Raw genomic sequence first — 11,630 nt, forward strand, 5'->3', positions numbered from 1 at the left:
CCAAAAAATAAAACCTTCAAAAAACCCGCAGGCTCAAGCCTGGGGCTACACGGACAAAGCCCGCCTGCGCGGGCTAAAAGAGCCTTGTTAGGTGCGATCGCATCAAAGCAAGGATGATTTATTTGTTGGAATCCCCTTACCCTAAATCCGGAGGTTCAATGGATTCCGGGACAAGGGTGGGAAGAAGGGCCGATCGCCAAGCGGATAGTACAGACCTAAAAATTACCGGCGATCGGCCCACAAAAACACCCCTTAAGCCTGCTTTCTCGGTAAACCGTCCCTAACGAGGTTCGGTAAACTCCCCTTCAATAGAAGCCCAACCGCCCACACCATATAGATTGGTAGGCTTAAAAAATATTCAATCTGGAAAAACTGCTCTCGTGCAGTTGGTCCGATCGCCCAAATAAACTGGGCTAAATCAGCCCAAACCCTTTGTTAGTAGTAAATTGGAGTAAAACATCCCTATGGGTAAAGTAGTTGGAATTGACTTAGGAACCACAAACTCTTGCGTCGCCGTGATGGAAGGGGGTAAACCCACCGTTATCGCTAACGCAGAAGGTTTCCGCACCACCCCTTCGGTGGTTGCTTACACCAAAAACAGCGATCGCCTCGTGGGTCAAATCGCCAAGCGTCAAGCGGTGATGAACCCGGAAAACACCTTCTATTCCGTCAAGCGGTTCATCGGACGCAAACATACCGAAGTCACTCACGAAACCACCGAGGTTTCCTATAAAGTCCTCAACATCAATGGCAACGTTAAGCTCGATTGTCCTGCCTTAAGCAAGCAATATGCTCCCGAAGAAATTTCCGCTCAAGTGCTGCGGAAACTGGTGGATGATGCCAGCACCTACCTTGGGGAAAAAGTCACCCAAGCGGTGATTACCGTTCCCGCCTATTTCAACGATTCTCAGCGTCAAGCGACGAAAGACGCCGGGAAAATTGCCGGGATTGAAGTCTTGCGGATTATCAACGAACCGACTGCCGCTTCTCTGGCTTATGGGTTAGACAAGAAGAGTAATGAAACGATTCTGGTGTTTGACTTAGGGGGTGGGACCTTCGACGTTTCCATCTTAGAAGTCGGCGATGGCGTGTTTGAAGTGCTCGCCACCTCTGGAGATACCCACTTGGGTGGGGATGACTTCGATAAAAAAATTGTGGACTTCTTAGCTGAAGAATTCCGCAAAGCAGAAGGCATCGACCTGCGCAAGGATAAGCAAGCCCTGCAACGGTTGACTGAGGCGGCTGAAAAGGCCAAAATTGAGCTCTCTAGCGTGACTCAAACGGAAATCAACCTGCCGTTTATCACGGCTACCCAAGAAGGTCCGAAGCACTTAGATACCACCTTGACTCGGGCTAAGTTTGAGGAACTGACAGCAGATTTGATTGACCGTTGCGGCATTCCCGTAGAAAATGCGGTTCGCGATGCGAAGTTGGACAAGAGTGCGATCGATGAGGTGGTCCTCGTCGGGGGTTCTACTCGGATTCCGGCAGTGAAAGAACTGGTGAAAAAGGTTCTGGGTAAAGAACCGAACCAAACCGTGAACCCGGATGAAGTGGTGGCTGTGGGTGCTGCAATTCAAGCGGGTGTGCTGGCAGGGGAAGTTAAAGACATTCTGCTGCTTGACGTGACTCCCCTCTCCCTGGGTGTGGAAACCTTGGGTGGCGTGATGACCAAGATTATTCCTCGCAACACCACGATTCCGACGAAGAAATCGGAAGTGTTCTCCACGGCAGTGGATGGTCAAACGAATGTGGAAATCCACATTCTGCAAGGGGAACGCGAGATGGCGAACGATAACAAGAGTTTGGGAACGTTCCGCTTAGATGGTATTCCCCCGGCACAGCGTGGGGTTCCTCAAATTGAAGTGACCTTTGATATTGATGCGAACGGGATCCTGAATGTCCATGCGAAGGATAAGGGGACTGGGAAGGAACAGTCGATCAGTATCACAGGTGCGAGTACCTTGCCTGGGGATGAAGTGGAACGGATGGTCCGGGAAGCGGAATCGAATGCTACGGCAGATAAGGAACGTCGCGAGAAGATTGATCTGAAGAACCAAGCGGATTCGTTGACTTATCAAGCTGAGAAGCAGATGAGTGAGTTGGGAGATAAGGTCCCGGCGGATGAGAAGACGAAGGTTACGGATTTGATTCAGGCGCTTAAGGATGCGATCGCCAAGGATGATTTGGAGCAGATGAAGTCTCAAATGACTGAGTTGCAACAAGCGCTGTATGCGATCGGTAGCAAGATCTACGAACAATCTGGCGGCGCTGAAGGTGGCCCCCCGAATGATAATGACGGCGGCGCTGGCACACCTCCCTCTGGCGGTTCTGATGAAGATGTCATCGACGCTGAGTTCTCTGAAACGAAGTAGGATAGTATTATCCTGTATAGGAAGAGAGGTGGGGTTAATCCTGCCTCTTCCTGAAAGCCCGTTTAGGCGGGCTATTTTTTTTGGACATGGGGTGGGCGGGGCGATGGCAATCAACCGTAGATACGATGTGAGCAAAATAGAGAAACTTAAAACAGGGGTAATTGATGAATTACCCCTGTCGATCGCCGTTTAATTGCGCGATCGAATATCAGCGGCGATCGCCGCTTCCACTAAATCCGATAAAAGGGCTCGAATCATCACCAACTCAATGGGTGGATTTTCCAGAAATTCTGGACTACTCGCCTGAATAAACGCATTATACGCATTAATCGCCGCCCATAACCGTCTCGGGTCAACCTTACCATCTTTGAGCAGTCCGAGCAAGCTTCTCACTAATTGTTCAGCTACCTCCCGGGATGGCGCACCTAGGATTTGTAGCAACCCTTGAACCAAGACGTTCAAGTTGGCACTATCTACCGCAGAAGACCCCGTTACTATAGTTATTAAAGTGTTTGAGACTGATGAGTCACCGCCTCCTCCCGCACCTAAATCTCCTACACTGATATCAACCTGTCCAGTGGATAAAGAGGATTGCTCGATGATGTTTTCGGCTGTCTGATTAACTGCATTGGTCACTTCAGTAGAGAATCCAACTTCAACATTTGGAGCGTCTATGGGGGGATTTATGGAAGGTTCCGAGGTACTTCCTCCCACATTCTCAGAGGTTTCCCCTTCAGTTTCTGCCGTGCTTTCGGGGCCGGTTTCTCCCTCGATTTCTACAGAGGTTTCCCCTTCAGTTTCTGCTGTACTTTCCTGGCCGTTTTGTTGATTAATATCAGGGGCTGCTTCGATAGTTGGGGTACCTTCTACCGCGTCAATTGTTTCCGTTTCTCCTGGAGATTCTTCCGGTGTCTGATTATCTGGAGGCAGTTCCTCCTCTGGTGGCTTTATATTTTCTGTTTCTTCAATTTGGGGTGTATCTTCCTCATCTGGGTCATCCGTTTCAGTTTCGGTTTCGGGGAGAACCTCATCGCTTATATTCGATTCTGGTGGGTTTTCATCACTAAAAGCGTGAACGGAAGCGGGGATGAATCCTAAAATTAGAATAGCCCCAATGAATAAGCTAAGATTGTGACGCAATGAGAAGATTTTAATAGTCATAAATTTAGTGTATTTCTCCGACTTAAAACCTGAAAAAGTGACTATACCCGACTCCCAATCGGAACCGCGCACCATCCCCCGCGCTTCCGGTAATATCGGCAATGGCGGGAGTCAGGACGAGGGGAATATTTCTGAAGGGAACAATCGAAGCGCCCAGGGTTAAATCTTGGCCACTCCAGTCGGCGATCGCAGAGACTTGTGGGTGAACTCGCACCCCCACACTGCCAAATACATTCACTGTATTTACATCATTATTGAAGTCATCTTCAAAGCGAAATCGACCATTACCTAATCCTAGAGATACGGTAACTCGGCTAAATAGTTCTTCCGAACTCTCCCGCAGTTGGAATCTTTTTGTGACGACGCCATAAGTGCTAGTTCCCGCATCAGTAAAGCCCCAAACAATAGCATTTTCAACTCCCACTGCGACGGCAAAGTCATTGGGAAGTAGGCGATGGAGTTTGAAACTGATGCTACCTCGTTTCATAAAACCATCATCGTAGCTTCTATTAGACACCAAATCTAGGACTGTGACGGTGGTTTGCAACCCCACAGTTCGGCGGGGATTTCCTAGCCCAAATCCAGTAGAAATTGTGCCATCGGCGGAGTCGGTAAATCGGGTTCTATGTTGAAATCCAGCACCCCAGAAAAATTGTCCAAATCCTGGACCCAAGGCAGTAGGGGAAATGGAACTGGAACCCGGCGCAACCCGAGTCGTCCCTCCTCGTCTGATGGTAACGGTTGGGGGTTCGATGGGAACGAAGGTTGTCGGAGGTAAAGGCAATTGCCACTGTTGCCGCAACTCTTCTGTTTCGTCGGGACTTCCAGTGGTTCCCGGTGAGGTGGGTTCGGGGAGGGGAGGGTCTTGGGCGACAAATTGTGGTGTTTGACCCCATAAAGTGGGGTTGAATTGGCTATCAATCAGCGGTGTTTCGCTGACCGAATTCTCGACTAAGGGAATTATTGGTAAAGTGGGCCGAGTTGTGATTATTTGGGTTGAAACTTCACGGGAGTTGAACTCTGAATCCATTTCCAAAAGAGGTGATAAGGCGGAAGCCTCCTCTAGGGGATTGGCAAGGATCGGGGTATTGTGGAGTAAGGTAATGCCGAATAGAGAAAGGGCGATCTCGATGCATCGCCTCTGGGTAAATGGGCGTTGATGGGGAATTAGATCGATAGGTTTTTTTAGCGGTTTCAAGGGGTCACTCCTCACTGATTTATAGGAAATAATGGAGAGAATATCTATCCCAATATGGCGCTCCTGTTTTTACCCAGAGTTGTAGGTTCATGTATCCTCAAATCCGCCTGAAACTTTACGGTTCAGGGGACCCAACCAGGGTAAAATATTAGGGGGCATTTGAACAGTAACTATAGCGGGGCTAAATAAACTGGAGAATTCCTCAAGGGAGTGGGAGCAAGATGCTCCCTTGTTGTAGTAGGGAGCATCTTGCTCCCACTCCTGAATTCTTTTAGATCTCAACCGGAACTCATATCTCAGGAGTTAGTTAGGGATTGTTGTTTAAGTCAGATATGGCATCGCGAACTTCCTGGAGATAGGTGTTATTGGGGTCAAGTTTGTGGGCTTGTGCAAAAGCATCTGCTGCTTCGTCATAGCGGTTTTCCATCAATAACGTCATCCCTTTCGCAGTCCAAGCGGCGGCATCTTCAGGATTGCTAACGATCGCCCGATCAAAAGCTGCGATCGCATCCTGATGATTCTGTAAACTTAATTGTCCCCACCCTCGCCGATGCCATGCATAAGCTTCATCAGGCTGAATTGCCAGCGCTCGATCCAAAGCTGAGGGGTCGTCTTGATTCTGCTGCAAAAATGTATTAATGAGACTCGCCCGACTCATCCAAGTTTGATAGGTATTGGGCTGAATCTCAATGCCTCGATTGTAGGCTTGAATCGCCTCTTCCAGATTATTCATTGCCCCTAAAGCCAGTCCTCGATGAATCCAAGCATGGGAATATTCATCCGGATTAATCAGAAGGGCTTGGTCAAAGGATTCCAAGGCCCCTTCATTTTCACCCAAGGCTAATAAAGACATCCCCCGCAAATCCCAGGAAATGTAATCCATTTCCTGAATTTCATTGACCCGATTAAAGGCTTGAACCGCTTCTTCATGGCGTCTTAGCTTGGACAAAATTATTCCTTTATACCGCCATAAAGTTGCATAAAATCCCAACTCACCATTGAGGGCATTTAATCGGTCGTTTTCTTCTTTGTTGGTCGGGTTAACCAAGCTTTGGTGTTCTTGCCGTTTTTCCTCATAAGGGAAAATTTCAATGGCACGACTGTAAGAACTGAGTGCATCATTCAACTCTCCCAATTCAAACAACAGATTACCCCGACCATACCAGGCTTGATAAAAATTGGGGCTCAGTTCAACGGCTTTATTATAAGCCTGGAATGCGCGCTGTTTCAGTTGCTCCGATTGGGAATCTCCGTAATATTGATATAAATTAGCTAATCGCCAGAGTTTATTGCCATGATTAACCCATTCTCGGGAATCCGAGAGTCCCGACTTGGGTATAAACAAGGATTCTAGGGAGCCTACATCTTGTTGTTCCAGGGGAGTTGGGGCTGTGGATTCTAGGGTCAGTTGCGATCGCTCGATGCCGACTTCATCTGCAAAATCCAGAAATATCGAAATCGGAATTCCCTGGCTAAACCCAGCTTTTACCCGAAAGTCACTGCTTCCCGATTCTGGTTCAGCCAGGAATTCCCCTTCCGATCGCCCATGAACGCCAATCACTCGTCCATTAGAATCTAAAACCGGCCCACCGCTCATCCCCGGATAGGTATCACTGGTATAAAACAGTTGATACCCTTCTTGAATCGATTGTTTGGCTAATCCCGAGGCCATATCTAATGGCATTCTCAGCCCCGGGCTCAACAAGCGATCGCCTTCTACCGGCGCTTGTTCCACTTGTTGTCCCGCACCGGGAGTACCGGACACAAACACCAAATCAGTTCTACCCGCGAGGACATTTTCCCGTCTTTGCAAATCATAATTCCCGAGTCGGGCCGTTGGATAATCGCGATCGCTCGTAAACTGCACGACTGCTAAATCTTTCTCATAAATTTTCCGAACCCTTGTGGAATACTCATCCTGCTCGAAAGTATATCTCTCTCCATCACCGGTCATAATTAGATATCCATCTAGATTTTCTACCACGTGACGTGCCGTTAGCACATAGTAAGTATTCCCGTCGCGCGCAATAATAAACCCTGACCCTGCATTTCTTGCGCCTGGGTTAATTGTTACCGTAATCTGTTGGGCAATGGTCTGGACCTCTTCACTGGTTAAAGCGTTTGCTATGGGCGGCTGCATGATCACCAGTGCAGCCGTAGTCCCGAACAAGGCAGCCTGAAGTGCATATTCAAATCTCATGGTTACACCTATCTTCACTACACCACATCAACTGTACTTTTCTGTAAAAGGGATGCAGTCACAATCAACCCATGCTTTCGGTCCCTTTTCCCCTGAATTGTCAACACCCGATTGTTTCTACTTTCAAACTTACGCATGATTTAATATCAAGCTCTAAATGTAGGATTGATTCTCGAATCAACCTGACAAGATTTAGGGTTGATGCGTAAGTTCTTTACTGGCTTAAAGTATGGCCTCAAAATGACTGCAACCCCTGAATTTAAAACTCCTTTGCTATAGAGGCTTTACCAGAGTCTTCCCGGCTGAGAATTTCCCTCAATTGGCGCTAAATCCGATTGTTCCAACGTCGGGGAAATTGGGTTAGAGGGGAATGACTCAGACTCGTGGAAAGGCATCTGCGATCGCACCGAATTTCCGCCTTCCCAGTTGTCCAAAGGAACCACGTCACCAAACTCAGTTGTCCACCCAGAACTGGGAGCAACAGAGGCAGCCGGCAGATGTTCCTCATGAAAATTGTCCAAAGGGACCAAATCTCCCATACCTGAGCTTTCCGAGGGATAATCTAACCCCAAAGGAGGTAAAAATGGGTTAAGTTTAGCGGTTTGGGTTTCTAGGGGAAATGACAATCCCATCGCACCTTGTCTAAAGCTGTCAATCGGAATCGCCAAACTCGATCGCGTCATGATTTCGCGGATGGCGGAATCAGGTCTTGTACCATCCAGAAAGACATACGGATCTCCCCATAATGGATAGGCGTGCATTCCATTGATTGCCACCACCTGACCTTGCCGATTTAAAACAGGACCCCCACTCATGCCTTTTTGAACGTCATTGGTATATCCAATCTGATATCCGCCATTGACAGCGCGATCGCTTAACAGAGTGATTTGGCCCTGGGTAAAGACAAAACCCAAGCGGCGATCGGGATTCGCGCCAAAGGGAAATCCCGCCGCAAACACATCATCGCCCACATTTAAACTGGAGGAATTGGCAAGGGATGCTACGGCATAGTCCGCATTCGCACTAAATTGCAACACCGCCAAATCTTGACCATTGAAATTAAACCCTCGGGCAACGGTCGCCTCATGAAAGCGACCATCTGGCGTTTGGATCCGGTAGGGAGTTCCTAGGGTTAAAACGTGTTCATTGGTGACCACGCTATACTCTTGTCCTTGCCGTTGAATGACAATCCCCGAACCATTATTGCGATCGCCCGAAAAGATTTTGACCGTAATCGATTGGGCCAACTGTTGTAATTGTTCCGTCGAGAGTCTATTAGAAACAGATTCCGGTAAGACGCTGGGGGTGAGATCCAATCTCACAGTTCCCTCAGAAAATGCCGGTAGTGGCAGCAAGGTAAACAAACTGCCAATACAAGCACTCAGCGTCACTAAACGCCAATCATTCATCAGATTTACCAAGCCATCCCGCCACTAGGTTGGGTTGTTGCCGGTTCAGTGGCTCCGGGCGAGCTGGTAGGGCCACTATTTCCCATTCCGAGATCCAAATCACTCGGAGAAACAGAGGGGGCTTCACTCAGGAAGCGGTTCATATCCAGGTACGGACGAGACTCCGATTCATTTAGCGGTCCAGCCCCGGCACGACCCATTTGGATGTCAAACAGTTGTTGCAACGTTTGACTGGCATCAGAACCCGGTTTCAGGGTGTAGAGAATATCGCTACAAGGTCCCCCCGACGCACTAGACGTACAAATGACGGGTTGACCATTTCTCATGCCCGTGGTGACGAAATTGAGCTGTCCACTCACATAAGCGGATTGGAACCGCGACGAGACTTCCTGACACCGACGTTCCGGAGTATAGCCCGAACCATCGAAATGGCGAGAAACCCAGTTAATCACAGGAATGGCTCGACCCGTTTGGTCATTGACTGCCGCCGTCACCGGGACTCCAGTGAGGGGACCGTTAATGTACCGCGCACAAACAAACCGGGTACTCGCTTGCGCAGGCTGCTGGAGGGTGAAGGTTGCGCCGATCGCAACTGCCGCAGCCGTCAACATGGACGTAATGGCGAATTTTGCTTTCATAATGTATGATGAGATACGGATCAGTGGAATCAAGAGCTTGCATCTCTTATTTCACGCCTAGGAATATCCTGGCTTTTTTATATTAACAGAAAAAGCCAGGATATTTTTTTAAATTTACAAAACTTAATATTTTTAATACCTGGATTGAAAGCGGTTTATATTAACCTAAATTAACTACGACATGAGTCTCTAAGTCGGTTGAGATGTTTTTGTCTTTTTAGCTACATCAAAGTAAGTTTACTCCCCTTATTTTTTGGGGGAAACGTGGTTTTATCAAATACTAAAAATCACACCCTCTATCAGGTTAAGCCCAAATCCAGATTTGCTCCAAGCCAATGCTCCCCCTCTCATTCACGGGTGAAAGGGGGAGTCTGGAATAAAGTATGATAGTTTATTTAAACCTAGCCACTACAGTTTCAAATCAATGGAAACATCAGGTTTATCCGCCTCATTATAAAAAAAATGGGCAAAGAAACTATGGTGTGATTAAGCGCTAATCTTACCTCGCTAATTAAAATAAAAGTTTAACAATAAGGGGTTGACTGTAACCCCCGACTTATTCAATCCTGTTCTGTGATGAGTTGTTTTAGCTCCGTTAGCAAAGACTCCATTTTAGAGCGCTTATCTGGGTTCTCCCATGCCTTAAACTGGGTAAATTTTTGCAGAAGTCCTTCCACCTCGCGTTGTTGTTGCGCTGAATCTCTGGGTGTTTTTTTCTCCCGGACGATTTTTTGAATTTGTCGCAGACTCAGAGACTGAGCGATCGCCCGTTCTAGGAGTGCCAACCGCTCAGACTCGGACTCTAACTTGCCAATTTCCTTCGCCTTGGTCCACTTAATCCGTCCATAGCGCAGTGCTTCAAACAACTCCGGAGGAAGCTTCAGCAACGGCAGGCGATGAACTCGGAACGATTCGGGAGTGATCCTCCTGCCGATGGTGGCAAACACCTCTTGAATCAACTGTTGTTCACGATTACGGACAGCGATGTCCGTAAGTCCCCGTTTGCCATTGGCGATATAGTTGAGCAGGGAGATAATCCAGTCCCGGTCCTTTTGCAGGCGCATTTCCAGCAGTTGTAAAATCCCCTCGGTTTCTTCAACGGGATTCAAATCCTCCCGTTGTAAATTTTCGACCAAGGCGTACTGTAGCACTTCCGGATCGGTCATTTCCCGGACTGTTACCGGCACTGCCGTTAATCCCAGAGCTTGAGCGGCTTTATACCGACGTTCTCCCGCGACTAACTCGTACTGATTCCCGGCGATCGGGCGCACGAGTAGGGGTTGCAGGATACCATGCTCTTTGATACTAGCGGCGAGTTCCTCCATTGCCACTTCGTTGAAGTAGTTTCGCGGTTGAAACTGGGACTGGCAAATTTGCTCAAGTCGCAGGGTCTTCGACGAGAGGAACGTGGGGATAAGAGGTTGAGTATTTTGGGTGTCCATCTGCTTTTTAAGTGGTGAGTGGGAAGCGATTAAAGGAGGCGATCGCCGTGGTGCGATCGGGCGGGGTACATCGGGTCAGGGCTAAAAGCAGGGTGGACTCGATGAAAAAACGCTTCCCAGAACTGGGTTGGGATGAATTCTCCTGAACGTTGTAAATACATGAGCGCAATATCTTAATAGGATTCTATATCTATCTCTAGGGAGAGATTCGAGTTTTTATGCGTTTTTTTGGCTGATTTATGAAAATTTCACAGAATTAATGCTCAGGGGCCACTGGAACCCCGCAGATTTTTGATGAAAATTTAGGCCGGTTTTGCAGTTGTATTGCTTTCAAATCAAGGGTTTGAGAGGAAGTTCTGGAATCATTCCCGCAAATAGAGAAGCGCTTTTTGACCGGGAAATTTTTATGGCGAGTTTCGTTGCCGAGAGTCCAGAATCACTCATCAGACAGAAGCGCTCATCCTCAGCGCCTTGAAAATTCTGGCAGCGCTTCGCACTAAATGGTCTGATTGCCTGGTAAGGTTGCTGTTTCTGATTTAATGTTGTTCTGAGTCATCTGGACAGTGAAGAGTTCTGTATAAGTCCCCGTCAGTCATTCATGGGGGGAAAAAAAAATGGACCGGCATAAAACCAGTCCATAACTCATACTGGTAAGGATTCTAAGCTTAACCAGTTTTACCATTATACACCAAAAAGAGCAACTAAGCCAAGCGGGTGCGTCACCCACATTTTTAAGAAGCGAGTGGCGACATTTGTTTTGTTTTGCAGATTTATTCGCGATACTAATTCGTTTTTCTTTCGCAAATTGAGACCTCAAAAACTGGATAATTTGGAACTGTTCATAACAACAAAACTGTCGCCCTTGCGCCCATGATTCAGGATTGAACATAAAAGGACCTTGAAATCATGGTTTGATGGGACTAGGGCGTCGGTACAGTATTAAATCGGCGAGGACAAGAAACCCGGTTTCTTACCAAAAATGTAGATGATTAGCAACAGATTAAGACAGAAACCGGGTTTCTAACCTTTACTAGACCTCTTTCAAAATTCTTTAAAGCCCCCCTTCTTAAGGGGGGTTGGGGGGATCAATCCTTTTTTTTGCAAGAGGTCTACTGTACCGACGCCCTAGAAACTCCCGCTGAGGGGATTGCAAAATATAAATCCTCCAACCGTTCAACTGAAAGGAAGGTATCTGTAGGGGCGTATT

The 11,630-nt window shown here is 47.7% G+C and carries 8 protein-coding genes; 1 reads left to right on the plus strand and 7 read right to left on the minus strand.

Annotation, left to right across the window (positions count from 1 at the left end):
- Positions 1-464 precede the first annotated feature (464 nt).
- A complete protein-coding gene (gene dnaK / locus NG833_RS03155; protein WP_254563878.1) occupies positions 465-2,375 on the plus strand; it encodes a molecular chaperone DnaK in 1,911 nt (636 codons plus the stop codon).
- A 189-nt stretch (positions 2,376-2,564) separates the two neighbouring features.
- Here dnaK and NG833_RS03160 read toward each other — a convergent pair whose 3' ends face one another.
- The 7 genes from NG833_RS03160 to NG833_RS03190 all read right to left on the minus strand — a co-directional run bounded on the left by NG833_RS03160 (position 2,565) and on the right by NG833_RS03190 (position 10,592).
- The gene (locus NG833_RS03160; RefSeq protein ID WP_254563879.1) at positions 2,565-3,536 is read right to left on the minus strand and encodes a hypothetical protein; all 972 of its coding nucleotides are present in this window, start codon (positions 3,534-3,536) and stop codon (positions 2,565-2,567) included.
- Between the two features lie 22 nt (positions 3,537-3,558).
- Complete coding sequence (locus NG833_RS03165; protein WP_254563880.1) at positions 3,559-4,734, minus strand: YjbH domain-containing protein; 1,176 nt, start codon at positions 4,732-4,734, stop codon at positions 3,559-3,561.
- 307 nt (positions 4,735-5,041) lie between these two features.
- Positions 5,042-6,934 carry a tetratricopeptide repeat-containing serine protease family protein gene (locus tag NG833_RS03170; RefSeq protein WP_254563881.1) on the minus strand — a complete coding sequence of 631 codons (1,893 nt, stop codon included), beginning with the start codon at positions 6,932-6,934 and terminating at the stop codon, positions 5,042-5,044.
- 284 nt (positions 6,935-7,218) lie between these two features.
- Positions 7,219-8,343, minus strand: coding sequence for a serine protease (locus NG833_RS03175; protein WP_254563882.1), 1,125 nt, complete (start codon positions 8,341-8,343; stop codon positions 7,219-7,221).
- A gap of 5 nt (positions 8,344-8,348) precedes the next feature.
- Positions 8,349-8,981, minus strand: coding sequence for a COP23 domain-containing protein (locus tag NG833_RS03180; protein WP_254563883.1), 633 nt, complete (start codon positions 8,979-8,981; stop codon positions 8,349-8,351).
- 560 nt (positions 8,982-9,541) lie between these two features.
- Positions 9,542-10,423 carry a ParB/RepB/Spo0J family partition protein gene (locus tag NG833_RS03185; RefSeq protein ID WP_254563884.1) on the minus strand — a complete coding sequence of 294 codons (882 nt, stop codon included), beginning with the start codon at positions 10,421-10,423 and terminating at the stop codon, positions 9,542-9,544.
- Positions 10,424-10,430: 7 nt separating this feature from the next.
- Positions 10,431-10,592 (minus strand): hypothetical protein, encoded by a 162-nt coding sequence (locus tag NG833_RS03190; RefSeq protein ID WP_254563885.1) that lies wholly within the window; start codon positions 10,590-10,592, stop codon positions 10,431-10,433.
- Between the last annotated feature and the right edge of the window lie 1,038 nt (positions 10,593-11,630).

Source organism: Oscillatoria sp. HE19RPO (genome assembly GCF_024220515.1).
Classification (GTDB): Bacteria; Cyanobacteriota; Cyanobacteriia; order Cyanobacteriales; family Laspinemataceae; genus Laspinema.